We start from the raw sequence: 26,477 nt of genomic DNA, 5'->3' as shown, positions 1-26,477 counted from the left end.
CGCCAACCGCCGTACCTGCGGGCCTGCCGCTGACGCTCGCCTGGACGCCCCCGCCGAAAGCCGGGCGGACGTTGTTCGTCGTCCTTGCCTATCACGGCCGCGATCGGGACGGCACGGGTGCGCCGAGAAGCTTCGCCGCGCGGCTGGAAACGCCCGCTGCGCGCGGTCATCGCATCGTTCATCGCGACCATTATGCCAATCCGCGCGCCTTCGCCTATCAGATGGCGATGGTGGTAAGCGCAACGGATATCATCGCCGCTTCGGACAAACCGGCCCTGGTTCTCGACAGCGCCCTTCAGGACGCCGAGAGCCTACCATCAGAAGTCGCTGATCTCTTCGCATCGATCGAACGGGTCGATCCTCTTGATCCCGCCGCCTGGCGCGAGGGCTTACTCGGTCAGGCTGGCGATTTCGCCAACGTCGTCCTCGTCTGGGCGGATGCGCTGGGCTTGGGCTGCGAAGCCGTGGATAGGGTGGCCCTGGAACGGGCGCCCGGCCTATTCGTTCTGAACGGCCGCCGGCGAGCCTTTCGGTTCGACCGACGCTTAGCGCGGCGCCTGCGACTATCTCGCTTTCTGGCGCATACGCGCATCGTTGAGAAAGCGCTCGCGCTCACCGTTCAGCCGCTGTCGGCCTTGCTGGCCGCCCTCGATGCGCGGAGGTCTCGTCATGGTCGATAATGCCGACGTGAAAACCGCCATTCGTCGCTGGTGGGCCGACTTCCCGATGACCTACGGGGAGGAGCACGGCAACACCGAATATGCTGGCCAGGGCGGCGTCGAAGCGGTGGAGCTCGGATCGCGGGAGTTCTTCGAGAACGCCGACGCTACGTTCTATCGCTGGAATATGCCGCTTCACGGGCCGGAAGGCCCATTTTCGCGACTCTTCGACTATCCGCGCTACCGTGGCGCGCGCGTCCTTGAAGTCGGATGCGGCATGGGCTGTATGGCGATGAACTGGGCGCGTCAGGGGGCAGAGGTCGCAGCCGTCGACATCAACCCGGTGGCGGTGGCTCAGACGCGCAATCGCTTCAGTATCTTCGGTCTATCGGGCGACATTCGAGAGGCTGACGGCGAGACCCTGCCGTTCGAAAGCGAAAGCTTCGACTTCGTCTATTCCTGGGGCGTGTTGCACCACACGCCGGGTACGAAGGCGGCCATCGAGGAATTGCGGCGGGTGCTCAAGCCCGGGGGCGGCGTCGGCGTCATGCTCTATAATCGGGAGTCTCTTCTCTACCGCTTTCTGGTCGGCTGGCAGGAAGGGTTCGTCAACATGGAGCGTCGATGGCTGAAGGAAGTCGAACTGGCCAGCCGCTACGCGGACGGGGATCGTCGCGAAGGCAATCCGCATACCTGGCCGGTGACGAAGCGCGAGATTCGTGAGGAGCTCTTCCAGCAATATCAGGGGGTGGACATTCGGGTTCTGGGTACCGACGTGCCGAATGTACTCAACATCTGGGGCCCTGAACTTGGAACAAAACGCCTGCCGTTGCCGAGAATCAAGGCTTTGGCACGTCGCTGGGGCTGGAGCTTGTGGATCACCGGCAAGCGGTCTACCTGAGCAGAGCATGGGACGCACGATGATCGCCGCCCTCCTGCAACGTTTCGGATTCCGCCCGTCCCCCGAAGACAGCGGGGTGCCGGCCGGTCGGCAGAATGCTGAGCCTGAGGCGGAGAACGTTGCCCAGATGCGGGGCTACGCCGAGCTTTGCCGGGCCGCGGGCGTCGATCGGCTCTACCTGCTTCTGACCTTCGATTGCGATACCGACGAGGATATCGCCGCCGCCGAGGCGCTTGAGACCGATTTGCGACGACGCGGGATTCGGTCCGGCTATGCGGTTCCCGGCGTACAGCTGGAGAACGGGGCGGCCACCTGGCGGCGTCTTGCCGAATCCGGAGCCGAGTTCCTCAATCATGGCTACCGGCCGCATGCGGAGTGGCGCGACGGGCGTTACCAGAGCGCGACGTTCTATGCCGACATGGAACGCGATGAGGTGGCTGGAGATATCGCTGCGGGCCACGAGGCGGTGATCGCGGCGACCGGCGTCGTGCCGGAGGGCTTTCGCGCGCCGCATTTCGGCTGCTTTCAGGCACCCGAGCAGCTGCAATTCCTCTATGGGCAGTTGAAGCCGCTCGGCTATCGCTACGCCTCGACGACGATACCCGCAATGGCGCTTTCCCGCGGTCCCGTGGTCGATATGGACGAATTCGTCGAGCTCCCGACCATGGGGTCGTATCGCTACCCGCCGACCATTCTCGATTCCTGGACCTATCTGACGGACCGGACGAACTACGCGCTCGGCGAGATATATTGGGAGCTGTTCAGCGAGACGGTGGAGCGTATGCTCGCCGAGGAAATGCCCGGAATTCTGACCTATTACTGCGACCCCTCGCATGTCGCCGGCCAGGCGGCGTTCGAGAAGGCGATCGACCTCGTCGCGAAACGGAACCTGCCGTCCCTGCAGGGGCGCGAGGCGGTCCGGCGCTTCCGCGCGCTCTGATGGCACAATCGGCGCGCTAGGACGATGTGCGGTATTGCGGGGTTCCTAGGCGTCGCGGAATCGGAAGACGCGCGCCGTGCGATGCTTGCGGCGATGTGCGACACGATCGTTTATCGCGGGCCGGACGATCGCGGAACCTATATCGATACCGACGTAGCGCTGGGCATGCAGCGGCTCAGCGTCATCGACATCGCGGGCGGGCACCAGCCGATGGCGAGCGAGGACGGCGCCGTTCAGATCGTCTTCAACGGTGAGATTTTCAACTACCGCGATATTCGGCGGAAGCTTGAGCTGGAGCGCGGCGCCCGGTTCCGAACGGTATCCGATACGGAGACCATCCTTCGCCAATACGTGGCGCATGGTCTTGATGGATTCCATGAGCTCAACGGCATGTTCGCCGTCGCGATCTGGGACCGGCGTGAACGTGCCTTGCACCTGGTTCGCGACCGCCTGGGCGTCAAACCGCTCTACTACTATTGGGATGGGCAGATCTTCGCATTCGGCTCGGAGATCAAAGCGATCCTGGCGCTGGCCGGTACCCGCCGCGACATCGAACCTGGGGCGATTTGGGACTATCTGACTTTCCGCTACGTGCCGGGACCCGGCACGATGTGGAAGAACATCTTCAAGCTTCCTGCGGGCCACCGCCTCGTCATCAAGCCCGGCATGGAGCCATGCATCGAACGATGGTGGGACATCCCGCCACCCAATGCGCGCGCGCGCGAGCAAGCGGAGCTGGTGAAGGAGTTCGGCGATCTTTTTACCGACGCCGTGGAGCGTCGCATGATCGCCGACGTGCCGGTCGGTATCATGTTGAGCGGCGGGCTGGACAGCAGCGCCGTTGCCGCCGTCGCCGTCCGCAGCCACGGCCACAATCTCAAGACCTTCTCGGTTTCCTTCTGCGATAGTCCGGAGACGGACGAGCGCGTCCATGCTCGCCGCGTCGCCGACCATCTCGGAACCGACCATGCCGAAGTGGAGATTGGCGAGCGCCAGTTCCTCGATTTCCTGCCGCACTTCGTTCATTTGACCGACGAGCCCCTGGCGGATCTCGCTTCGGTCCCCCTTTACTACGTGTCGGAACTGGCGCGCCGCAGCGTCACCGTCGCTCTGTCGGGGGAGGGCGCCGACGAGATCCTGGCCGGCTACGATTTCGACCGCTGGCTGATGCGCCGCGAGGAAATGTTTCCGGCGCCGACGGCAGGACCCCTCCAGCGGCTATACGAGCGTCTCGGGCTCGCCACGAGGGGGATGGCCGGTGGCGACGTGAGGCACGATGCGGTGCCCGGCCATATGACCAACTATCTCAGCTCGCGCGAGAAAGGCGACCTGCTTTCGCGACCCATCGAAGCGCGAGACAGCCTGGATGTCCTCAGGGCACATCTGCAACGCGGCGGATGCCGGCCGGCGCTTGATCAGATGCTTTATCTCTACTGCCAGGATTGGCTGGTGGAGGATCTCCTGATGAAGGCCGATCGCATGTCGATGGGCCACTCGCTCGAACTGCGGACGCCCTTTCTTGACTATCGGCTTGTCGAATGGGCGGCGCGCGCGCCCGCCGCGGCAAAGGTCGGGCGCGGTCCCCAAGGCGATCTTGAGACCAAGCACGTGCTGCGCCGTTTCGCGGCAAGCCTGTTGCCGGCCGAGATCATCGAGCGGCCAAAGCAGGGCTTTCCGGTACCCGTCTACGGCTGGTTGTCAGGCCCGCTTGCGGGCTGGGCGCGAGAGTGCCTGCTGTCGCCTTCCAGCGCGCTTTCCGCATGGTGTCATCGCGCCGCCTTGGAAGATGCGGTGCGGGCCGGTACCGCTGTCGACGCCGACGGTCCCTCCAGGCACCGTCTTTGGAACCTGATCATCCTCGAACAGTGGCTGCGCGTATGGACAAGCGCCTGATCGCCGTCTCCTGGGCAATGCCGCCGGCGCTTTATCCGCGCTCCATCCAGGTGGTTCGTCTGCTGAAAGGACTGAGCAAGCTCGGCTGGCAGAGCGTCGTCGTGACGCCTCGGCTGGCGGATTTGCCGAAGACCGATATCCTCGATCTGACGCTTCGGGACCTGAATGCCGGCTATTATACGCCGTTTCTTGTCGATTTCGGCAATCTCGACCAGGAACCCTCTCATCCGCTCGTCCGATTCTGGTCGCGACTGAAGGGCGCCAAACCCGACGAGGACGAGATCTGGGCAAGCCGTGCCGCCGAAGCGGTGCGCAATGCCGATCTCGTGGATGGTTGCGATGTGCTGGTGACCTTCGCCCAACCCTGGCGTGACCATCTCGTTGGACTGAAGTTGCGACGGTGGCGGCGAGGTATACCTTGGATTGCCCATTTTAGCGATCCGTGGGTGGACAATCCCTACGTCTCCGGCCTTTCTAAGGAGAGCCGCCAATTGCAGGCGCGGCGGGAGGCCGCCGTCGTGCGTCAGGCGGACCTTCTCCTGTTCACCAACGAATACGCTGCCGATCTCGTCATGCGCAAATACCCTCCGGCGCTTCGCCGGAAGGCTCGGGTGCTACCGCATGCCATCGATTCGGATTTGCGGACTTTGGTGGAAGAAGGCCAGCCGGCTGAAGCAATGAAACGTCCGTTAAGACTTGCCTATGTCGGCCAACTCTTCCCCGGCCGGCGTACGCCGAACGTGCTGCTGCGGGCGTTGTCGATGCTGCGACAGAAAACGGAACTGGCTGGGCGTATTGAGTTGCAGGTCGTCGGCGAACGATCAGGCGCGGAAGAAGCGGAAACCCTTGCGGCAGATCTTGGTCTTGGGGATATCGTCGTTTTCGCCAGTCGGATGAGCTATTTGGACAGTCTCCGGGAGATGTCGAAGGCGGACGTGCTGGTGTTGATCGACGCGCCGGCAGAGACGAATGTGTTTTTTCCCTCCAAGCTTGTCGACTACATGATGATGGAAAAGCCGATTCTAGCTCTCACGCCCCAGCGGGGAGCATCGGCTGACATCGTTCGCGAATTGGGTTACGAAGTATTGGACCCCAACGACCCAATTTCTGTCGTTAACGCTCTGTCGCAAGCGTTGTGTAGATTTGAATTAAATAAACTTGCAATGAGCAATCAGCATCGGGAGGCGGTAAGGCAGTACGAGGTTCCGTTTGTCGCGGGGAAATTTGAGAAGATGGCGCTTGAAGCCAAGGCTGCGAGAGGGCGGAGGTCGCCGCTTCAGAGAATATTCTTTTGAGATCATGCCGACTCGCTTCATGATAGATGAAAGCGCCATACGCTTGGGTGCCTAATGTCAGAAGGCTCCGATAGAGGTCAGCCGATCCTGCGCAAGGTTCTTCGGCGCATCCCGCTTCGAGCTGAGCTCCATGCAATCCTCGTATACTGTCAAAGGTGGTTTTCGACGCTTCGAATTGTGCAGCCGATACGGCGCGTGTTTGCTCGCGGAACCTTGCCGCCGACCTATCCGGCACGGCCCCTCTCACGTTCCTCCGGTCAACACACGGCCGTTGCGGGGCGCGTCATCGTCGTGACTGGCACCTTGGGTGCCGGTGGCGCTGAGCGACAGGCGGTGAACACGCTGACTGGATTGGTCGCGCGCGGCCATCGCGACGTGGCGCTTCTATGCGAAGCGATGGCTCCGGGCGAAGGCGACTTCTTCGCCGCGCCGCTGCGGCGCGCCGGGGTGTCGGCCAGAACGGTTAAACGCCTGGACGAGATGGATCCTGCGATGCGCGCTCTCGCGGAGCTTGTTGCATCGCGGTACCGGCATAGGCTGTCCACCTTGCCGCCGTGGATCGCGGAGAGCATATGCCGTTACGCGGCCGAGTTCATTACCCAGCGTCCGCAAGTCGTTCATTCTTGGCTTGACGAGATGAACGTCAAAGCTGGTATCGCCGCGTTGATTGCCGGGGTGCCGAAAATCGTCCTCAGTTGTCGTAGCGTTGCCCCGACCCATTTCGGGCTTTATCAGCCCTATATGCGCAATGGCTATCGCACGCTGCTGCGTCAGCCGAACGTGACGATCTTGAACAACAGCGTTGCGGGTTCTCGGGATTATGCGCGCTGGCTTGGTATTTCCGCCGACCGTATCAAGGTGTTGCGGAATGGGGTGCGTACAGAGGATTTCGTGCGCGCCTCGGCCAGGGAGGCAAGGGCTTTCCGCGACCAGATTCAAATCTGGAACGGACCCGTCATCGGCGGGTTGATGCGTTTCAACGAGGAAAAAGGGCCGTTTCTTTGGATCCAGGCCGCCGCCATCGTGGCGCGTGAACGACCCGATGCGAGCTTTCTCATGGTTGGCGACGGAGCGCTCTTGGCCGCTGCGAAGGATCGCGCGCAAGCGTATGGCTTTCTGGAGCGGATGGTCTTCCCGGGCGTCGTCGCCAATCCGGCGGCGGCGCTCAGCGCAATGGATGTCCTGCTTTTGACCTCCAGGCTGGAAGGGCTCCCGAACGCCCTCGTGGAAGCACAGATGATCGGCGTGCCGGTGGTGACGACCGATGGAGGCGGTGCATCGGAGGCGATTTTGCCGGAGGTCACAGGATTTGCCGTCAGGCCGCATGATGCACGCTTCTTGGCGGAGCGCATTTTGTTCATCCTCGCCGACGAGACATGGCGACGGCGCGCCACGCAAGAGAGCCCGGCTTTCATCGCGGAACGTTTTGGATATGAACGTATGATTGACGAAACGCTGGCGGTCTACGAGATGCCTTCGGCGGTCGAAGACTTTTCGCCCAGCTTGATCAGGGCGGCGGCTTGAAAACCTCAAATGTCTGCTTCGTTGCGCTGTATGCCTATCCGTTGTTCGATACGGCATCGCGCGCTCCTTTCGGCGGGTCGGAGGTCCGTGCCGCTCTCCTGGCGCGTCTGGTGGCCGCCAAGGACGACCTCACTGTCCATTTCTTCGTCGGCCATCACGGTGCGGCCGACCGGCAATTGATCGACGACGTTCTTGTCCACCAGCATCCGGGCTACCCGATGATCGGGGCGCCGGCTCTCATTGCCGGGGCCTCGGCCCGCACGCTCGTGCGTCGGCTCGCCTATGCTGTCTGGGCTCGTCTTCCCTTCAGGAGGGTACTGCGGCCGGTGGTGCGACCCCTGCTGGCGCTACCGCATCGGTTGAGGCCCGCCGTCGGCGGAACCGAGGCTCCCCAGGCAGAAGCCGATGGCGCCACCGCCGAATTCGCGGAGCCGTGCTGCGCCAGCGAGACAGCGGCCTTGCTGGAGCGCTGCGCTGCCGATGTCGTCGTGACCTTCGGCGTCAACGACGTCAGCGCTGAGACGATCGCTTGTTGCCGTCGCCGTGGATGTGCCAGCGTTCTTTGTATTGGCAGCGATTCCGATCTTGCGGACCATTTTCGGTTCGCCAGCGAGGAGGTCGATGCATGGGGGCGGACGTCATGGCGTGGCCAATATGCTTTAGCTCACGCATCGGCGATCGTCGTTCAGACCGAATGGCAGCGGCAGCGTCTCGCGGAGGCCTTTGGCAGGGATGGCCTCATCATCGCAAATCCGGTGGTGACCGATCCGGTCGCGCCAGGTGAGGGCCGCGATATCGACGTTTTGTGGGTCGGCAAATCCGACGGATGCAAGCGCCCGGAGCTCTGCCTCGAACTCGCTCGCGCATTGCCGAATCGGCGCTTCCATATGGTGATGACGCGCTCAGATCCGACACTGCATGAAACGGTTCTGAAGGAGCGTCCGGCGAATGTCACGATCGACGATTACGTACCGTTCTCCGAGATCGACGGGCTATTCGCCCGCGCCCGCATCTTGGTCAGTACGTCCACCCTGGAAGGCTTTCCGAACACCTTTCTGCAGGCAGGCAAGGCAGGGGTGCCTATCGCATCTCTGGTCGTCGACCCAGACGGGTTCCTGACCGCCACCGGATCCGGCTTCGTCGCCGCCGGTGATATGAATGCTCTGTGTGCCGGGATCGAGCGGCTGGTGTCGGACGAGGCTGCGTGGTTGCGGGCATCAGACGCCGTACGAAGCTATATTGACCGAACGCACAATGCTGGACGGGCGGCCGAGGGTCTCGTTCGTCTAATACGCGCCTGCGCCGACGAACCCGAAGGCGACAAGCAATCTTCCTCTGTCGCGACGCTGGCTTCTCGATGACCAGCGCGGTCCTACCTCTCGCAGCACACGGGAGCGCGCGTTTTTTAGGGTTCTTCGATATGTATTTTGTTTAAATCTAGTTGCGTTCTTCTCGTCTCCGACGGACATGCCGTAGCAAATGACGGGGCGGGTGATGTGTAGACGCGTATATGACAGTCATTGTTGGCTGTGACGGGCGTTATGGGCGCATGTGTTGCATTTGCGTGCTTGCGAGCAGCGCTCCGGCCGCCTACGAACAGCGGCGACATGAGCGGAGAGACCCGGGCGTTGGTTCGGGGCGATACGGGGACAGCGCCGCGTTTACCGTGGATGCGACGACCGTGAGGAGGTCTCAATCGCTTTTCGCCGCTCCCGAGGGGTATCCCAATGGGACTAACCGTAGCCGTTTTTGGATTGGGTTATGTCGGGGCAACCAGCACCGCCTGCTTGGCCCGCCTCGGTCATCGAGTGATAGGTGTCGACCCCGACCCGAACAAGGTGGACTGTATCGCCAACGGGAAGGCGCCTCTGCAGGAACCTGGCATTGACGACCTGTTGGCGCAGGCGCATCGGCGTGGCGCAGTCTCAGCGACGACCAATGCCGGAGAGGCGTTGCAGGAATGCGATGCTTGTTTCGTTTGCGTGGGAACGCCCTCGCTGCGCAATGGCGCGATCGACACTTCTTTTCTTCGCCAGGTTGTCGGAGAGATCGCCGAGTTTCGCGCTGCGCATGAACGATGCATCCCAATACTTACACGCTCGACGGCGCTTCCCTCCGTTCATCGGGAACTGATGGATATTCTGGCGCGTGAGCTTATGCCGCGACAGCCAGTCGGTTACTGTGTGCATCCCGAATTTCTCCGCGAAGGTCAGGCTGTAACGGATTTCTTTGAGCCGTCGAAGATCGTTTTTGGCTGTACCGACGAGGCTGTCAGAAAGATCTGTCAGCAGCTTTATCCCGGCATTGACGCGCCTGTCCGCTATGTCGAGCCCGACGTCGCGGCAGTGGTGAAGTATGCCGACAATTGCTTTCACGCGGTCAAGGTCACTTTTGCGAACGAGATCGGTCTCCTGGCACATTCCTTCGGCGTCGATTCGAGATCTGTGATGGATGTCTTCTGCCTCGATACCAAACTCAATATCTCGACGAAGTATCTTCGGCCCGGCATGCCTTATGGCGGCAGCTGTCTTCCGAAGGATCTTAGAGGTGTGATCAGTTGGGCGAGGCAGGAGGCGCTTCACGTGCCTATGCTTGAGCATGTGCCGCTGTCGAACGAGGCGCAGATTCAGAACATCATCTCGCAGATATTGCACATGGAAGGCCGCCGAATTGGGATGATCGGTCTAGCTTTTAAGGACCAAACCGATGATCTGCGCGATTCCCCTATGGTGACGATTGCCGAGCATCTGCTCGGCAAGGGCAGATCGATCCTTGTCTACGACAACAATCTGATGCCCGAGCGCCTGGTTGGAAGTAACCGACGTTTCGCCCTGGAAAGCCTGCCTCATTTGGCGACCATGCTGGTGGAAGACTGTCACCGGCTCGTTGAGGAGACGGACCTTGTGATTCTGGCGCGCGCTTGCACACCCGTCCCTATAGCCAGCCTGCCATGGAAACGCGGACAAACGCTGTTCGATCTGGTCGGTCTGTCAGACCATTCGGGGATCAAGGCCGATATTTCCGGCTTGTTCTGGCCGGGCTCGTGCGGGCATGCGGCTTTGCGTACCGTCTCGCACTGAGCATGCTGTTTGCGCGGCGGATGCGGATCAATTGTTCATGGCGGGTCGCGAGGCGGCTTTCGGCGGCCGCAGCCCGTCGCATTGGCACTGCGGCTTCAGGACGCCAATCCTGGCGGCGCGGCTCGCTGGCGACATTCACCCTGTCATCCAATGATCACGCGATCCGTTCGGGTTTGACGGCGGCCGTACAAGGATACTGCTGATGCCAACTGCCGTCGTGGTCATCCCCACCAAGAACGAGCAGGCCTCGATCGCGGCGGTGATCGAGGAGGTACGGTCCTCGCTGCGCGTACTCCACTACGATCGCATCGAGATTCTGGTTGTCGACGATTCGCGTGATGCGACCCGCGAACGTGCCGAAGCCGCCGGGGCTAGCGTGCTCATCGGCGGCGGCGAAGGGCTAGGCTCGGCGATGTACCGGGGGCTCAAAGCGGCGCTGGCGTTCGAGCCAGATATCATTCTCAGCATCGATGGTGACGGCCAGACAGCCGTGCGCGAGGAAATCGGGCGCTTCGTGGCCGCGGTGACGCAGGGCGGCGCCGATCTCGTACTCGGCTCGCGCTTCAAGGAGTCTGGCCTGGTAGGTTATCGCTACCGGTTCATCAACCGCGTCGGCACACGCATCCTCACCTACATGCTCAATCGCAAGACGGGGCTCGATCTGACCGACAGCCACGGCGGCATTCGCGCCATGGTTCCGGTGGTCGCGCGCGAGTTGGAGATGATCGGCACGCACACTTACGTGCAGGAAACGATTATCGATGCGGTTGAAAAAGGCTTCAAAGTCGTAGAGCTGCCCAGCGCCTGGCGGATGCGCCAGCACGGCAACTCGCGCGTTGTTGGCTCAATCCCGCGCTATATATTCTATACATTGCCGGTTCTTTTGTTGCGTTCCGGTCATCACATGCAAACCCTGTATATGCTTGGCTTGTCGCTCATCGGTTTCGCGTTTCTCTATTTCTTTTTCATTCTGTATCAGGAAGACTTTTCGCTCAGGTTGGCTCACCGAACGCCAGGGCTGGTTCTTATCGCCTTGCTGGTCCTGGCCGGCATGCAGTTTTTCTTCTTCGGCGTTCTCCTGCAGCTGGTCACGCAGATCAAGCGTGCCGTCGATCGCGGCCGGGTCAGTCCGCCGTTGCTCGGCAGTTCCGCCGAGCGGAAGGCGACAAAGGAAAGACATGCATCAAACCTCTGAACTCCGGGCGGCCGTTATCGGTCTCGGCAAGCTTGGCCTCTTGCACGCGGCGACCCTTCACGCGCTCCCCGGTTGCCGCCTCGTTGCCGTCGCCGACAAGGCCAAGACGGTTCTGAACGGCCTCAAGGCTCGCACGACGGGGATCGAGGTTTTCACCGACTTTGAGAAGCTGCTCGACCAAATCGAGCCGGATGTCGTGGCCATTGCGACGCCGACTGGATTGCATGTGCCCGTCGCTCTGGAATGTATCCGCCGGGACAGGCATGTTTTCATCGAAAAGCCGCTATCGACCGATGCCGCCCAGGCCGAGCCTTTGCTTTCGGAGCTGACGGCGCACCCGGTCGTCAACATGGTCGGGTATATGACACGGTTCCAGCACACCGCGGTCAAGGCCAGGGAGATCATCGCCAGTGGCGCTCTTGGCAGGCTCCAGATGCTGCGCTCGAGCATGTATATCGGTCAGCTTTTCAAGCGCGGAAAAGGCTGGCGCTACGATCCGAAGGTCTCCGGGGGTGGGGTCCTGACTACACAGAATTCGCACCTCATCGACCTGTTGCGTCACTTTTTCGGGCCCATCGATTGGGTCAGCGCACAGATGGGTCGCCTTTACTCCCAGCAGGTGGAGGATCACGCGCACGTCTTCCTGCAGTTCGAGAATGGTCTTCGCGGTTTTTTGGATGCCTCGTGGTCGGCGCGCCACTATCGAACGCCTACCGTCGCAATCCATGTGCAGGGCGAGAACGGGACGCTCGATGTCGATGACGATCAGGTCCAGCTCTTTCTTGTCGATGGCGTCGGGAGCCTCGCCGCGGGGTGGCACCGATGGCGCAAGCCCGATCTCTACAAGGGCGTGCCTTTCGATATCGGTGGAACGATCTACACGGATCAGGCGATGGAGTTTCTTGGCGCCGTGCGCGGCGAAGGCGAGGTCGGCTCGGACATCCGCTCCGCCTTCGAGGTTCAGCGCGTAATCGACGCGGCCTATCTGTCGGCGGAAGGTAACGGCGTGCCCGTCTCCCTCAAGGAGGGACATACGAATGTCCGCTGACGTGCTTGCCGGGATCGTTCTCGGCCACAACGCCTTCTTCGGTGTCGATCATCTCTCAAGCCAGCGAGGAATGGAGAGGGCGGCGCATTTCGCCGATCCCTCCGCAATCCTGGCGGTGGTGAGGGAGGCGCATGCCGCCGGGGCGGGCGGTATGATGATGTCGACGCATGAGCGGGCCGCCCCCCTATCTGCCGCGATCGCCGCCGATCCGCGGCTGCGACAGGATCTTCGCATTTATCCTCTGCTGCCCTACGCCCAGAAATATGTAACGAGGGCCAACGAGGTCGGCATGGTCAACGTCGTGCTGGAGATGTTGTCCGGCACGACGCTGTCGCAGAAGCTGAAGCTGTTCGCCATGGGCAGCCGGGCTTTCGTGTCGAAAGACATCAACGCCACGCTCTCCGCGTTGATGCAGCTGGAACTCAAGCCATTTTTGCCGCTGAACATGCCGGCGGTTTTCCTGCATGACGCGTTCACCGACCTGGCGCTTGCCTTCGGGATGCCGCAGGTCTTCGAGTTCTATCTTGAGGAAATCCGCAAATCCTATTCCGCACAGGGCGGTTTTGCGACAAAGAACCTGCCCTTCCTGCTCGCGCGCTTCAGGGAATGGGGCCTTCCGCCACCGCTTGTGATGACGCATTTCAACAAATGCGGCTACCACATGAATCCGGATCGCGGAGCGTGCGAGAAGGCGGTGGCCGAGAACGACTGCAGCCTACTCATCATGGGATCCTTGGCTTCAGGTTATCTGAAGCCCGAGGAGGCCTACAGCTATTTGTCGACCGTTCCGAACATCGATGGCATCGTGGTCGGCGTGTCACGGAGCGAGCATATCGCCGAGACATTCTCAGCGATCGACCGTAACATGCCGCGCATTGCGCGTTTGGCGGAATAGCGTTCCGCCGGCACCAACAGGCGCACTCTAACATGTGCGGAATTGCCGGATACACAGGGCCACGGATCGATGGGCTCATCGATCGCATGGTGGACGCCATCCGTCATCGTGGTCCTGATGGCGAGGGCACCTATTGCGCGAGCGGCATTTGCCTCGGTCATACCCGGCTTGCCATCCTCGACATGGATGGCGGCGCTCAGCCCATGGTCACAGAGGATGGCAGGATATCCGTTAGCTACAATGGAGAGATCTACAACTACCCTGAGCTGCGAGCGAGAATCGAAGCCGCCGGCCAGAGCTTCCGCACAGACTGCGATACGGAGCTGATCCCACTCGGCTATGCGATTTTCGGCCCGACTTTTTTCGCCGAGTTGAATGGTATTTTCGCCTTCGCCCTTCACGATGCGCGCACCAAAACGGTTTACTTGGTGCGCGATCATTTCGGCATTAAGCCGCTTTACTATGCCGATATTCCCGGCGGCATAGCTTTTTCCTCATGCGCCCAGGCGCTTGCTTGCCATCCGGAAGTCGACCGCAGCCTCGACGAGCGGGCGCTCCGAGACTTTCTCCAATACCGCTATGTCCCAAACGGGCAGCATTTCTTTCGTGGAATCCGCACGCTTGCACCCGGCACGATCCTTGAGAAGCCGGCGAACGAGGAACCGCGGCTAACGCATTACTGGCAGCCCGCCGCGCGCAAGGAGCACTCGCAGCTCAGCCTTGCCGAATGGGTCGACGAAACCGAGGCGCTCATCGACGATGTGGTTCGTGCTCAGCTGCAGTCGGACTTTCCGGTCGGGCTGTTTCTGTCCGGGGGCGTCGATTCCTCCGTGATCGCGCGCTTTGCCGCCCGCCACGCCGCCTACGATATGACGGCCTTTACTTTCAGCATGCGCGATGCTGGCGATGAGACGGCGGGCGCTCTTGAAACCGCCGAGGCTATTGGGGCTCGGCACAAGGTCGTTGATGTCGACAATGCGGACGATTTCTCGAACCATTATGACGCGATTGCCTGCATGGATCTGCCGGTCGGTGACGCCATCATCCTGCCGACCTACCAGCTCTGTGAAGCGGCCGCCAGGGACGTGAAGGTGGTCCTGACGGGCGAAGGCGCTGATGAAGTGTTTGGCGGCTACGTCCATTTTGCCGCCTTTGCGAAGTTCGACCGGCTGCGGCGGCTTCTTCCCTTCGCCCATCTCCTGTCGCCCCTGGTGCGCATGGTCCCGAGTGCCCTTCTTGATCGTTTCTTCGACTATCAGGCATCTCTGGGTGTGTTGGGCCGTGAGAAAGTGGCAAGGATGGTCACGGATCTGCACCGGCCGGAAGGCATTTATCGCAATGCCTGTGCCGTGATTGACGATCGCGACATCACCCGTGCGGCCGATCTCGGCATCCCGACGCCCGCGAACGGTATGGATCTCAGCCTGTCGAACGTGATGCTCGAGACAGTGCGCACCTGGCTGCCCTATCAGATCCTCAACAAGATGGATCAACTCAGCATGGCGCATGGGTTGGAGGCGCGCGTTCCTTTCCTCGATCCGCGACTCTACGAGCATATGCTTTCGGCGCCCGATGAGCTCTTTTTGGCAGACGGTCACAATAAACGTGTCCTACGGGAGGTTCTGAAGCGCCAGGGCGGCGCCTGGGCAAGACCAAAGCTCGCCTTTCACGTGCCGATGGAGCAGCGCTATCGTGCGGGTCTGGAAAGGCTCTGCGGCGATTGGCTGTCGCCCGAGACCGTGCGTCGCCACGGCATTCTGAAGCAGCCATTTGTTGAGGAGAACCTCGCCCATCTGCGGCGTGGCGACTTTCTCGCCTCGAAGCGCCTGGTGACGATGGCCAGCCTGCATATGTGGCTCGATGCCAATACAGCAAATCGCTAAGGGCGAAGCCGTCGTGGGGACAGCGGATGCGGGCCTCGATCTCGTTGGTGAAGTCCGAGCCGCGGCTGGACGGGCTTACGCGCTCCTGGATCTGGGGCCCTTGTCGCGCACCTATGGCTGCGCCGACCGAGCGTATTGGTATTACCGGACGCTGACCAACTTTCCGGGCGCAACCTGGCAGCAACTCATGCTCGGTCTGGCGGCGTTGCACCGGCTGGGAGCCGACGGCTCGGACACCGGTTTGGAGGTGTCACCGGCCGAAGCTGCCGCGGCGGCGCTCGGCTGGTGGGCCCGCCATGCCCATCGCGACGGCTCGTTTGACGAATGGTATCGCAACGAGCACAGCTACTGCCCGACGGCGATCACCGCAGCCGGCGCGGCGCTGACACTCGACCTTCTCGGCGACGCGTTGCCCGGCAGCGTCCGCGACACCGCAGTGGGAGCGCTGGAGCGGGCGGGCGGCTGGCTGGAAGGCCGCTACAATCCGACGGTGATGAACCAAAACCTTGCAGCTGCAACCGCGATGCAAGGGCTCTTTCGCCTCACGGGGGCGCCCCGCTGGCAACGGGCTGGCGAGGACAAACTGGCGGCAATCGCCCGTGATCAGCATGAGGAGGGGTGGCTGCCGGAATATGGCGGCGCCGACTTCGGCTACAGCACGCTGGCGCTCGACTTTCTTGCGGCATGCCACGGTCTCGGCGCGGCTCAAGCAGGTCCGATTGCTGAACAGCTTATCGGCTTTCTCTCACTGTTGGGCGTCGATCATGCAGGCTATCCCGGACGGCTCGGGAGCCGGGGGACAGGGCATCTCTTCACCTTCGGCGCGCTTTACTTCGCCGACGCCAATCCCGCAGCCGCCGCGCTCGCGGGTCGATGGCTGTCGCAACTCGCGAACGGGCGTGGTCCCAATCTGCGTGGGATCGATGATCGCTACTTCGCCTATTTCTACTTTCCGCAATTTGCTCTTGCTGCACTACAAGCGACCCACAACCCGGCCGGCTTGAGCGAAAGGCAACGGGGCGGTCCGGCTTCGGTCGAGCTGCCGGGCGCCGGTTTCGTCCTTCGCCGCCAAGAGGGGCGCGCGCTGATGATCAGTCGCCGGCTTGGCGGGGCTCTCGCTCTTCAGCCGGCCCGTGGCGTCCCACTCTATCATCTGGGCTATGAAGTCGTGGCCGGCGACAGGAGGTATTCGTCGGCAATCTGGACCGATGGACCGCTGCAGGGGTCCGACGATCTCAGCGAGGTCTCGGTGTCCGCGCCGTTTTACGCGGCCGCCTCCGGCCTGCCACTTGAGCGGTTGATGGTCCCGTTTCAACTGCTGACGGAGCTTCTGGCGAACGGCCGTCTCGCCGAGCTTTTCCAGAGCGTGGTCAAGAAAAGAATGGTGACGCCGCGCCGATCGCTGGCCTTGCGGCTGGAGCGCAAGGTGCATCTCGGCGAGACGATACGCATATGCGATCGACTGGTGCCGGGGGACGGGTTGCGATCGCTCGAGCGTCTGGCGATTGCCGGCGCGATCTCCATGCACAGCCCGTCGGCACGCCAGGATGGCGCCCTGGTGATCCGATTTCCTTCGGCGGCGCTCGAGCATCTGAGGCAAACATTGGCGAACGGCAGCCCCGTTTGCGTAAACTGGCGACTTCCGATGTCCGGGCCCGACGCCGAGATCGATGACATCGAGTGAAGGCAATGGTCGACCTATCGCCCGCAGCAGACGCCGATGCTTCCGTACCGGATTGGGTGCGCAGACACTGGGACGCGTGGGAACGCAAGGCCGGCTTGCGCCGCTATTACGAGAGCGAGTTCTTCGCACGCATCGTTGCCGCGATGCCGCAGGGGCGGAGCCTTGAGGTCGGGGCCGGTCCGGGCTTCTTCGCGCGCCATCATCGCTGCGATACCGTCACCGACGTCACGCCTGCGCCGCATATCGATCGCTGTGTCGATGTCCACAATATGCCCTTTGAGGACGACAGCTTTTCCTGCGTCGTTGGCATCGACGTCATCCACCACCTCCAGATGCCGGCCACGGCCTTCGCCGAGATGGCGCGTGTGCTGGTTCCCGGCGGGCGTCTGGTGCTCATCGAGCCGTGGACCGGCCCCGTGGGCACGATCGTCAACACCTATCTGCACGATGAGGATTGCTTTGCGATCGCCGAGCCCTGGGGCCCCGTCTTTCGTGGCGAGAAGGATCCGATGGACGGAAATGCCACCATTCCACGTACCTATTTTGAGAAATACGCCGACGAGCTGCCGGCCCGCGTCGGCCTGCGAACAGTCGAAGTAACGCCCTTTGCCTGCCTTGGGTATCTCGCAACCGGCGGATTTACGGCCTTGCATCTGCCCGATGCCGCTGTTCGGCTGATGCAGGCCATCGATCATGCTCTGCTCGATCGGACCGGTCGGTTCTTTGGCCTCAAGGTGCTGATCGTTGCCGAGAAACCGCCTTTGTGAAGGGGAAGCCGATGTCCAGTGGAGCCTTGGAGCGAGCGCCGCCGGGCAGAGGGGCGCAGTTGCGCGATGAGGATGGCGCGCTGGCGTTGCTTGCCTGTGCGATCTGCGGCGCGGCAGATGTCAGACTCACCGAAATGGCCCTCGATTGCCAGGCCTGCGGGGCCAGCTATCCTTGCGAGGATAACATCATCGATTGCCTTTCGGTGACCGGCCATGGGCAGGAGCGCCCGCGTCTTTACGACAATCCCTACTATCAGCGTTTCATCGAGAATATCGAGGCTCACCACGCGGCGCATTACGCGCCTGGAAGCCTCTCTGCCGAGATCGAGCGCCGTCTGAAGGAGGACCTCTATCGCCTGGTCGTGCCGTCGACGGAGACGGGGATAGATCTCGGATGTGGCGCCGGCGATGCTTTGCAGCGGCTGAGTGGAGCAGGCGGCGCGATCGGCATCGACCAAGAGATGTCGTTGTTGAAGATGGCGCGAAGACGGAACCCAGAGGCGACGCTCATTCGCGCCGATCTGGCAGCCTTGCCCTTCCGCTCCGCCAGCGTGAGGCGCGTTTTCGCCATTGCCGTTCTGGAGCATGTCTTCTTCCTGGAGGCGGCGTTGAAGGAGATTCAGCGCTGCCTGGCGCCGGACGGAGCTTTCTATGTCATGGTTCCGACCGAAGGCAGCTTGGCGGTCACGGCCGCCCGCTACGTCACCTCGATACGCAATGCCAGAATCAACGGGATGACGCCGGCTCAGAGCCGCACCGCCCAGCGGATAGACCATTGCAATACGGTGTTCCTGATCGAGAACAGCCTCGAAAAGTTCTTCCGGATCGAAGCTACCTCGTGCTGGCCGTTCCGGTTTGGCGGGCGCCAATTCAATCTGGCCAAATCCTACAGATTGAGACCGCTTTAGAGCCGGCCGCTCGAGGGCGGCGTGCCTGACTGCGGGACCGACCGCTCAGTCTTGCCTATGGCCGGCGGCGTTTCGGTCAGGCGGTTCGTCGGTCTGCGGAAGAAATAGCTTCGTCGCGCGCGCCGTCAGGAAGGAGATCACGAAGGCAATCGCCTGCGCGGCGAGAAACATCAGCGACACGGCGATGGCCGTTTCTGCCGCTTTGCCGAAAAATCCAAGGTACCAGATAAGAACCAACTCTCTCGTTCCCAGCCCGAAAACGGTGATCGGGATCGCCCCCGATACGCCGACGGCACCGACCATCGTCAGTAGGGCGAGAAGTGAAAGATCAAGGTCGATGTTGGCCGTCAATGCCCAGATGGCGCCGGCATAGCCGAGAAAAGCGCTGATGCTGAGCAAGGTGAGAGACGCCATACCCCGTCCGCCGAGGCGCGTCAGCATATCCTTCACGAACTCCGTCAATCCAGGCAGTTGTCTGAGGCCAGGGAGATAGTCGTGGGCAAATAGCAGAATCGCCGGCGTGAAGATCAGCGCTAAAGATCCAGAGAGAAATATTCCTGCATAAAGAAGCGGACCAAGCGAGTTTTCGGCTGAGAGGAAGAGGATCGGTAGCCCTGCCAGAAAGAACAACGCCATTGCTGCGAGATCGAGCGCCAGGTCGAACGTCACCAACCAGCCGATCACGACCAGGCGTCGCCCGCTCGCGCGCCGCACCTCCATGGCTCGGCGGAACTCACCTAACCGCCCGGGCGTCACCAGGCCGAGCCAGATCGCTTCGCTACAGCTATGCAGATTGGTGATGAATGGCAGATTGCAGCCGGTACTTCTCACCAGCATGTCCCAGCGCGCACAGCGCAGGCCAATGAAGGCAGCGATGATGAGGCTTGCAAGAGAGAGTTCGCCGATGGATAGCCCTGCGAGCGCGGCGGCCACCTCCCGCAGATCCACCACCGAGAGGATGTAGATGAGAAGCCCTACGCCAATGAGGCGGTAGGGGAACCGTTGCCACCATCGTCGTCGCTGCGTGTGCTCCGCCGACCTCATGGTATGTAAGGTGGCGGCTTAAGCGTTCTTGCCGATCGCAGAACCGCCCAATAGCGCGGCAGCGACGGCACCTCGTCCTGGTCGGCTTCGATACGCAAGACGCCATCGACGACACTGTCTTCCAGGGGGCTTCCCGTGACCACGGCTCCCTCAAAACGCAGCGCGATCTGTGCATAACCGTCGCCCCGGTGATCTCCAAGAATATGGGCGATGAAATACTGTACCGAACCATTGCGATGCAGGCGCCGATCGAAGCCTCTCCAGCAACAGGCAGAAGGCGGGGGCATCATCAGATTTAGGACCCGGATCGAAGCCCGATACTCGGTCCCGGGCTTGAGTGGCAATGGTGCCTCCAACTCGCCGCGTAGCATGCGTGGATCGAGCCGAGGTATTGCAGAATCGGGGGCGACGGCGGGCTCGAAGCGCCAAGCATTCGACATGATCGGCCTGAATTGATGGGTCCGACCGAAGGCGAGGTGGGCTGCAATCATGGTGGGAAGCAGCACGATGAAGATCGCGCCAATAATCGTTCCCCAGGGGACCGGTAGAGCCACATCTGGAGCTGACGGCTGCGAGCGCCCGCCAAGGGCGAATGGTGCGAACACCGCCGTACCCATCAGAAGATGTAACAACAATGGCGGATAGGAGATGCGGCTTTCGGCGGAGCCTACGCTGAGCCCGACGAGCAGATTCGCGGCTATCAATCCCGCAAAGAGGAGCTGAAAACGCGAGCGTGGGCGGGCCAGAACGCCGAGAGCGGAAAGGAGGAGAAGCGCCATGAAGGGCGATACGGTATCGAGCCAAGGCCAAAGCTCGTTTTCCCAATCCGCTTGCCGAGCCACCGTCTCGAGAGTCCCCGGCGGTAGCAGGCCGTAAAACGCCATCGCACGCCAGGGCGCGGCTTCCACAAAGTAACCGGGATCCGTCATGAGACGGCGCATCAGTTCGCCGCGTTGAGCCTCAATTCTCTCGGCTTCGTCCGGATAGCGTCGCTTCCATTCCTCATTGACCTCGTCGGGCACTTCCCAGTAGCGGATGCCATAAAGGGGGGTTCGGGGATCGTTCAGCGTTGCCGAAAGGATGGCCGATTGCGTGCTGGAGGGCGAGAAGCGACCCTCTTCGACCCAGTTCCTCAGAGACCAGGGCAGTATCCCGAGTGTGAGGAAGAGAAGGAAGAAGACCGCGACATGCTGGGCCCGGCGCCGCCATCCCGTGTCAAAAATGAAGAAGACGGAAAGCCCCAAGGCGGCAGCATAGAAAGCCCCCTGCAGGCGGGTGTTGAACACGAGGGCGGCGGCCAGGGCAAGAAGCACCAATGTCTTCCAGCCGGGTCGGCGGATATACAGAAGAAGAGCCAGAATGGAGGCGGCAAAGATCGGGATGTACCATCCCTCGATCTGTGTTCGCCAGGAGACGTGATGGAACTGCTCCCAACAGACGACCACGACAGCGACGATCAGCACGGCGTGCGCCCGGCGGAACAAGAGCCACGCACTGGTCGTCATGATGCCGACGGCGAAGGTGGCCAAGGCGACGTTCACGATCTGCTGGACAAAGAAAAAATGTCCGAACGCCCAATAAAAAGTGGCTAGTCCGTACTGGTAGACGGGCATGAAATAGCTGGAGCCAAGCGGCTCTGTGCCGGCGGCTATGCGATGTGCGATGAGATCGTAGCTTGCCGAATCCCACCAGCCTGATTCATCCCAGTAACGGATAACTTCCGGCAGCACGACGATGAGGCAGGCCACCATGGAGGCGAGGATAATTCGTCGGACAAGCTTTCTTTCATCGGCTGCCTCCAACGCCGTCCACCAAGAGACGAGATGTGAAACGGCAGAATAACGGCGATCCCGGCCAGCGATGACTGGTAGAGCGGCGAGCACGCCCATGGCCATGCCCCAGTACTGGACCGGGCCGACGACGAGGTCCGAGATTCCGTATGCCAGGAGGACGAGGCCGACGCATTGCAGCAGATGCCGGTGTACCGAGCGAAGATTGCGGAGGCTTTGAATGAGAAGCGCTCCGGCTGCGAAAGAAAGGCCGAAAACGGCGGCCTCCTCGATCGCTCTGCGCAGCCCCTTGAAGAGCTTTGCTGCGATATCGGGCACCGCAAAGAGCATCACGCCGCCCATGAGGAGACCGAGCCCGCACGCAGCTACGAGGACCGCCAATGGGGACAGGCCGAAGAAGACCTGCCGGGTGACCCGAAGCAAGCCGGCACGAGGCTCGCTCCGGTCGATCGAGGCTAAGACGACGAGGCCGAAAACCAAGATGACGAGCAGCGTTAGCCAGACTGACGGGTAGACTTGGTACTGAAGCGTGTAGGTGCGCCCGTTTTGCCGGGGGTCGCTGTTGTCGCTTGTGGAGAAATAGAAATAGTCTTGGTAATGCGAGTAACCTCCGCCGCCATTTGCAATAATGTTAGCGTGCAACGTGTGGGCAGGGCCGAGTTCCTTGCCGTCCTCCAGAAGGCGCGCCTTTGAACGTCGTGGAGCGGTGTTGGTGTCATCGCGGGTCTGGAGGAGCGGAAGCGGCGAGGTGAGGGGCAGATGATACATCCACCCGTCGGGCCCCTGGATTGCCTCGTCCGTCAGGACCCGCGATTGGGGTAGGCCGAACTGCAAGATGACCGCCAAGATCGAGAGCACGGCGAGCGCGCGCAATAGCCAGATGCGAAAACGGCCTACGGATTTGAAGGAGCCATTCGCGGTGGCAGTAAGAATGCTCGAAAGAGGCTTCATGAGCGTCCGGGCGAACCCTTCATCCGTGTGTGGCACCGTCTTGACCGATCAAGCCCGCAAGCGCTGGTTCGTCCCTTTCGCTACCGCTGGGAAGCCCTGGCGCGACATTTATCGGCTAGAATAGCATCGAATCGGCGGATTTTGCCGGATTAGGGCTAGTTGGACAGAAAGAGCGTTTGGTGGTTTATGGGAGCTCCAATTCGCCTCGATCCGCGATTTTTCGCCATAATCTACTCGCTCAGGTGGCCGGCGAACCAACGGGTGACCCGCCTGGCCGCGGATGATCATCGCTCGATGGCGTGACAAGCGGCCTATCCTATGTTGACGATCCGGCTAGTCAGCGGCAAAAGCGCGGTCGCACGTGCCTGCCCCCTTCCCCCTCATGCAGGAAGACGAGATGTCAACTGAATCGTCTGAAATGCGGTACGAGTTCGGAAAAAACTGGTCCCGTTTCGCAAAGAAAAGCTTTTCACAGGAACGGGTGGATATCGCCGCCAAGCATATGATGTCGTTACTGAAGCGTGACAATCTGGAAGGTGTGCGCTTTCTCGACATCGGTTGCGGCAGCGGAATCCATTCCCTCGCCGCCTTCCAGGCCGGCGCCGCTGAGGTTCGGAGCTTTGACTACGATCCGAATTCGGTGGAGACGACGCAGAAGATGTGGGAGTTCGCCGGTCGCCCAGACAATTGGACGATCGAGCGCGGCGACGTTCTCGACGATGCCTATGTGGCATCGCTCGGCACCTGGGATCTCGTTTATTCCTGGGGCGTGCTCCACCACACGGGTGATGTTTGGAAAGCGGTCGAAAATGCGCGCAAGCGCGTGGCCGAGGGTGGCACGTTCTATATCGCGCTTTATGCGGCGGACGTGCAGCCCGATCCGGATTTCTGGCTGCGTATCAAGCAGGAATACAATCAGGCGAGCGAAACCAAGCGCCGTCGCATGGAGGCCTGGTATGTGTGGACCTACATGCTCAACCGCCGGCCATGGCGTCTGCCTCATCTCGGTTGGCGCATGGTTCATCACCGGATGACGCGCGGCATGAGCCTTTTCACCGACATCCGCGACTGGCTCGGCGGTTGGCCCATGGAGTTCGTCTACGATCAGGACGTCATCGATCGAATGAAGGAGACGGGGCTTCAGCTGGAGAACATCAAGACCGGTGAGGCGTGTTCGGAGTACGTCTTCCGCGATGGCAGAACGCCAGTCTCTCCGGCGGCCTGACCAGGCGGCGCCGCGGCCGGGCCGTCACGCGCTACGCGCCGTGAAGAATTCCCTAATGCTCCGTGCTACGCGTTCAGCGGTGTGACCGTCCCATAGTTCCGGCCGGCGGGCCGCTGGCGCCTCGTCGGCGAGGCATTGCGCGACGGCCACGGGCAGATCGGCTGCATCGATGAGCCGATTTGTGCCTTCCGTCACGGTGATTGGTCGCTCTGTATTTTTGCGGATGGTGAGACAGGGAACGCCGAGATACGTCGTCTCCTCCTGGAGCCCGCCGGAATCTGTAATCACCAGGCGAGCCCGGCGCACAAGAGACATGAAGTCGACATAGCCGAGCGGCGACAGAAGGTGGATACGTGGATGCTTGAGTGCGGCGGTCATGCCGAAGCGCTCCAGAGCCGCGCTGGTGCGGGGATGCAGCGGAAAGACCAGCCGAATTTGCTCGGCCGTTTGCGTTACGGCCGAGACGAGTTCCTCCAATTTCGTCTGCGTATCGACATTGGACGGACGATGCAGCGTGACAACGGCGTAGTCCTCGCCTGCCAGGCCGAGGGACGAGGGGCCAGGGGCGGCTTCAATGCGGTCGCGCAGCAACTCGTAGGCGTCGATCATGATGTTGCCGACCCGGTGGATACGGTTCTCCGAAACACCCTCTGTGCGCAGATTGACATCGGCGTCAGGCGAGGGTGTCCATAACAGGTCGGCGATAGCGTCCGTTACAAGGCGGTTGATCTCTTCCGGCATCGACCGGTCGCCGCTGCGCAATCCGGCTTCCAGATGCGCGACGTCCAATCCGAGCTTCTTGGCGGCAAGGGCGCAAGCCATCGTCGAGTTGACGTCTCCGACAACCACCACGAGGTCCGGTGCGGTCAAGGTGCATAGTTTCTCGTAAGCGATCATGCATCGCGCCGTCTGCTCGGCGTGGCTGCCACTGCCAATGGAGAGCTGGTGGTCCGGTGTCGGCAGGTCGAGATCGCGGATGAAGGTCTCCGACATCTCCGAACTATAGTGCTGTCCCGTATGAACCAGCACCGGGCGACACCAGTCGGCGCGGGCAAGCTGGTGGTAAAGCGGCGCGACCTTCATGAAATTCGGTCGGGCTCCCGCCACGAGATGGACGAAACGGCTCATTGAGGATGGTTCCGAAAAGCGGTCTTACGCGTTTTGGCGCGGGGTTGCCTGTGTGAGTGCCACGGGGTTGCGGCGCCGATCAAGCCAGCCATCCGCCGATGCACCGCGCCTGGCGATGGCGTGCCTTGAAGCTGGACGCCTTATAGCCAAGGCTGTCCCTTGTTGGATAGAGTTGCGGTTCGTCGAGCGGGCCGGCTGTCACGGGGGAAGATGCGGTGGTTGTTGTCCCGGTGATCTTGAGTGGCGGCGCCGGCTCGCGGCTATGGCCGGTATCGCGCGACACCTATCCGAAGCCTTTCATCAAGGATGCCGACGGCATCTCGCTGATCCAGCACGCCTTTCGCCGTATGACGGCGATCGCGGAAAGCGCCGAGCTTCTGACCGTCACCAATCGCGAGCTCCTGTTCGTGACGGAGGAGGAATATGCGGCCTGCGGGAAGGGCGGACTGAAACGCACCTATCTGCTTGAGCCGGCCGGGCGCGACACGGCGCCGGCGATCGCCGCTGCAACCGTCCACGTCAAGGAGAGCCACGGCCCCGACGCCATCCTCTGCGTCGCGCCAGCCGACCATATGGTGAGCGACATGGCCGGCTTCTTGGCGGCGATAGAGCGCGGCGTCGCACGCGCCGGCGAGGGGAAGCTGGTGACCTTCGGCATCCGTCCGGCCCGCCCGGAGACCGGCTTCGGTTACATCGAAGCGCGGGGCGAGCATGTCCTCAGGTTTATCGAGAAACCCGACCTGGAAACCGCCGAGCGCTATGTGGCCGCGGGAAACTTCTATTGGAACTCAGGGATGTTCTGCTTTCAAGCCGCGACGATGGAAGCGGCCCTGACGGCGTATTGCCCCCAGGTTCTGGAAGCTGCGCAGGCCGCTCTGGCGAAGGGAACGCGGATGCAGCCGCACGGCTTCGCCGAACTGCATCTGGACCCGACCAGCTTTGAGGCCGCGCCGAAGATTTCGATCGACTATGCGGTGATGGAACGTGCCGAGGGGATTGCGGTCGTGCCCTGCGATATCGGCTGGAGCGATATCGGCTCATGGAACGCCATGGCCGATCTCGTCGCGCCGGACAAGGACGGCAATCGTATCCTCGGCAATATCGTGGCGCTCGACACGCGCACGAGCTATATCCGCGGCAGTGAGCGGCTCATCGCGACCATGGGCGTTGAGGATCTGGTCATCGTCGATTCACCGGACGCGCTCCTGGTGACGCGGCGCGAGCGGGCGCAGGACACCAAGCAGCTCTACGATGCGCTGAAGCTCTGCGGGCGCGAGGAAGCGCGGCTTCATCGCACGGTGCACCGGCCATGGGGCAGCTATACCGTCCTGGAGACCGGCTACCGCTTCAAGATCAAGCGTCTTGAGGTGAAGCGAGGCGGCCGGCTGAGCCTGCAATTGCACCACCACCGGGCAGAGCACTGGGTCGTGGTCAGCGGCACGGCGAGGATCGTCAACGGCGATGAGGAGCTGATCCTGACGACCAATCAGTCGACCTATATCCCCTGCGGGGCGAAGCACCGGCTGGAGAATGTCGGCATCCTTCCCCTCGTGCTCATCGAGGTGCAGAGCGGCGACTATCTAGGCGAGGACGACATTGTGCGCTTCGACGACGCCTACCATCGGAGCTGAGCCTATCGTGAGCGAAGCCAAATCCTTCGGCGCTGA

General features: G+C 61.8%; 20 protein-coding genes. 17 read left to right on the top strand and 3 right to left on the bottom strand.

Annotated features, from left to right (window positions below; translation table 11 throughout):
- Nucleotides 1-71: 71 nt before the first annotated feature.
- From Q331_RS20810 to Q331_RS22975, 15 genes are all read left to right on the top strand, one after another.
- Nucleotides 72-680, top strand: coding sequence for a hypothetical protein (locus Q331_RS20810; protein ID WP_156953304.1), 609 nt, complete (start codon nt 72-74; stop codon nt 678-680).
- Nucleotides 670-1,560: a class I SAM-dependent methyltransferase gene (locus Q331_RS0109095; protein WP_026380422.1), complete on the top strand. Its 891-nt coding sequence runs from the start codon at nt 670-672 to the stop codon at nt 1,558-1,560. The genes Q331_RS20810 and Q331_RS0109095 overlap by 11 nt, the downstream gene beginning before the upstream one ends.
- A 7-nt stretch (nt 1,561-1,567) precedes the next feature.
- Nucleotides 1,568-2,500 carry a polysaccharide deacetylase family protein gene (locus tag Q331_RS0109090; protein WP_026380421.1) on the top strand — a complete coding sequence of 311 codons (933 nt, stop codon included), beginning with the start codon at nt 1,568-1,570 and terminating at the stop codon, nt 2,498-2,500.
- A gap of 24 nt (nt 2,501-2,524) precedes the next feature.
- Nucleotides 2,525-4,393: an asparagine synthase (glutamine-hydrolyzing) gene (asnB, locus tag Q331_RS0109085; RefSeq protein WP_026380420.1), complete on the top strand. Its 1,869-nt coding sequence runs from the start codon at nt 2,525-2,527 to the stop codon at nt 4,391-4,393.
- Entirely contained in the window at nt 4,378-5,688 is a 1,311-nt protein-coding gene (locus tag Q331_RS0109080) for a glycosyltransferase (RefSeq protein ID WP_026380419.1), read from the top strand. The genes asnB (Q331_RS0109085) and Q331_RS0109080 overlap by 16 nt, the downstream gene beginning before the upstream one ends.
- 54 nt (nt 5,689-5,742) lie before the next feature.
- Entirely contained in the window at nt 5,743-7,212 is a 1,470-nt protein-coding gene (locus Q331_RS0109075) for a glycosyltransferase (RefSeq protein ID WP_084174955.1), read from the top strand.
- Nucleotides 7,209-8,573 (top strand): glycosyltransferase family 4 protein, encoded by a 1,365-nt coding sequence (locus tag Q331_RS0109070; protein ID WP_026380417.1) that lies wholly within the window; start codon nt 7,209-7,211, stop codon nt 8,571-8,573. The genes Q331_RS0109075 and Q331_RS0109070 overlap by 4 nt, the downstream gene beginning before the upstream one ends.
- Nucleotides 8,574-8,939: 366 nt before the next feature.
- Nucleotides 8,940-10,292 (top strand): nucleotide sugar dehydrogenase, encoded by a 1,353-nt coding sequence (locus tag Q331_RS20805; protein WP_084174953.1) that lies wholly within the window; start codon nt 8,940-8,942, stop codon nt 10,290-10,292.
- A gap of 202 nt (nt 10,293-10,494) precedes the next feature.
- The gene (locus tag Q331_RS0109060) at nt 10,495-11,487 is read left to right on the top strand and encodes a glycosyltransferase family 2 protein (RefSeq protein ID WP_026380416.1); all 993 of its coding nucleotides are present in this window, start codon (nt 10,495-10,497) and stop codon (nt 11,485-11,487) included.
- A complete protein-coding gene (locus Q331_RS0109055) occupies nt 11,471-12,535 on the top strand; it encodes a Gfo/Idh/MocA family protein (RefSeq protein ID WP_026380415.1) in 1,065 nt (354 codons plus the stop codon). Before Q331_RS0109060 ends, Q331_RS0109055 begins: the two co-directional genes overlap by 17 nt.
- Nucleotides 12,525-13,430: a hypothetical protein gene (locus Q331_RS0109050; RefSeq protein WP_026380414.1), complete on the top strand. Its 906-nt coding sequence runs from the start codon at nt 12,525-12,527 to the stop codon at nt 13,428-13,430. Before Q331_RS0109055 ends, Q331_RS0109050 begins: the two co-directional genes overlap by 11 nt.
- A gap of 32 nt (nt 13,431-13,462) precedes the next feature.
- The gene (asnB, locus tag Q331_RS20800) at nt 13,463-15,313 is read left to right on the top strand and encodes an asparagine synthase (glutamine-hydrolyzing) (protein WP_084174951.1); all 1,851 of its coding nucleotides are present in this window, start codon (nt 13,463-13,465) and stop codon (nt 15,311-15,313) included.
- Nucleotides 15,314-15,413: 100 nt separating this feature from the next.
- Nucleotides 15,414-16,997, top strand: coding sequence for a hypothetical protein (locus tag Q331_RS0109040; RefSeq protein WP_156953301.1), 1,584 nt, complete (start codon nt 15,414-15,416; stop codon nt 16,995-16,997).
- Between the two features lie 5 nt (nt 16,998-17,002).
- On the top strand, nt 17,003-17,764 hold the full coding sequence (locus Q331_RS22980) for a class I SAM-dependent methyltransferase (protein WP_084174949.1): 762 nt from the start codon (nt 17,003-17,005) through the stop codon (nt 17,762-17,764).
- Between the two features lie 11 nt (nt 17,765-17,775).
- Nucleotides 17,776-18,672 (top strand): class I SAM-dependent methyltransferase, encoded by an 897-nt coding sequence (locus Q331_RS22975; protein WP_084174947.1) that lies wholly within the window; start codon nt 17,776-17,778, stop codon nt 18,670-18,672.
- 45 nt (nt 18,673-18,717) lie between these two features.
- Here the strand turns inward: Q331_RS22975 and Q331_RS0109025 are convergent, their stop codons facing one another.
- The gene (locus Q331_RS0109025) at nt 18,718-19,716 is read right to left on the bottom strand and encodes a lysylphosphatidylglycerol synthase transmembrane domain-containing protein (protein ID WP_026380412.1); all 999 of its coding nucleotides are present in this window, start codon (nt 19,714-19,716) and stop codon (nt 18,718-18,720) included.
- Complete coding sequence (locus Q331_RS20785) at nt 19,713-22,457, bottom strand: hypothetical protein (protein ID WP_034491641.1); 2,745 nt, start codon at nt 22,455-22,457, stop codon at nt 19,713-19,715. Before Q331_RS20785 ends, Q331_RS0109025 begins: the two co-directional genes overlap by 4 nt.
- Nucleotides 22,458-22,854: 397 nt before the next feature.
- Between Q331_RS20785 and Q331_RS0109015 the strand changes: the two genes are divergently transcribed.
- A complete protein-coding gene (locus tag Q331_RS0109015; protein ID WP_026380411.1) occupies nt 22,855-23,682 on the top strand; it encodes a class I SAM-dependent methyltransferase in 828 nt (275 codons plus the stop codon).
- Nucleotides 23,683-23,706: 24 nt separating this feature from the next.
- Here Q331_RS0109015 and wecB read toward each other — a convergent pair whose 3' ends face one another.
- The gene (wecB, locus tag Q331_RS0109010; RefSeq protein ID WP_026380410.1) at nt 23,707-24,810 is read right to left on the bottom strand and encodes a non-hydrolyzing UDP-N-acetylglucosamine 2-epimerase; all 1,104 of its coding nucleotides are present in this window, start codon (nt 24,808-24,810) and stop codon (nt 23,707-23,709) included.
- Between the two features lie 215 nt (nt 24,811-25,025).
- Between wecB and Q331_RS0109005 the strand changes: the two genes are divergently transcribed.
- A complete protein-coding gene (locus tag Q331_RS0109005) occupies nt 25,026-26,441 on the top strand; it encodes a mannose-1-phosphate guanylyltransferase/mannose-6-phosphate isomerase (protein WP_026380409.1) in 1,416 nt (471 codons plus the stop codon).
- Nucleotides 26,442-26,477: the final 36 nt, after the last annotated feature.

It is taken from the genome of Afifella pfennigii DSM 17143 (assembly GCF_000688515.1).
In the GTDB taxonomy this organism is placed as follows: domain Bacteria; phylum Pseudomonadota; class Alphaproteobacteria; order Rhizobiales; family Afifellaceae; genus Afifella; species Afifella pfennigii.
The sequence above is the reverse complement of the archived record's forward strand: the minus strand, read 5'-3'. Positions and strand labels throughout refer to the sequence as shown.